Source organism: Vibrio sp. 811 (assembly GCF_033339195.1).
This window is the reverse complement of sequence record NZ_JAWOUB010000790.1, coordinates 1-552: the sequence shown is the minus strand read 5'-3', so window position 1 is coordinate 552 and position 552 is coordinate 1. Positions and strand designations below refer to the sequence as shown.

General features: G+C 47.1%; 2 pseudogenes. One reads left to right on the top strand and one right to left on the bottom strand.

The window, feature by feature from the left end:
* Positions 1-321 (top strand): annotated as a pseudogene (locus R7Q46_RS29420) (hypothetical protein); the annotation flags it as partial.
* Here R7Q46_RS29420 and R7Q46_RS29415 read toward each other — a convergent pair.
* Positions 311-552: pseudogene (locus R7Q46_RS29415) on the bottom strand (YdcF family protein); the annotation flags it as partial. The pseudogenes R7Q46_RS29420 and R7Q46_RS29415 overlap by 11 nt on opposite strands.

The following is a 552-nucleotide window of genomic DNA, read 5'->3' as shown; positions in this document are numbered from 1 at the left end:
ATGATCCGTCACGGATCGTGGGTATTCCCTGCGTTAACCGTCACTGCTCTGGCTTGCGCAAAAGCTTACCAAGGTGGTAAAGGTACAGTGAACGAAATGGCACGTATTCTACAAGTTCCACACATGAAGCTCTTGATTGGTGCCGTCGTTCTACTGCTTGTTTTCTCTCGCCTTTACGGCATGGGAAGCTTCTGGCAGCAAGTCATGAATGAAAGCTACATCCGCGATGTTAAGAACATTTCGGAAGAAGGCATGGAGCTGCTTTGCTACTGTCTGATTGCGTTGAGTGCTGTTCGTATGCGACGCGAAATCACTGAATAGACTCGGGATCTAAACGGCGATTGAGCGCAGTTAAAATGGGATGAAACACTTCCAATGCTCGCTCTGCTGTTGCAACCGACTCATCAAAGGCCGTCATTTCGATGGCCTTTTTCATTTCCGCAATTTGTTGCAAAACATCCATTTCTAACGGTAAAGCGCGAAGTTGATTTATTGCTTGTTTAGCCCGCAGCAAAGGCTGCGCTCGAACGCTAGTTAAATCTCGTTGAAATG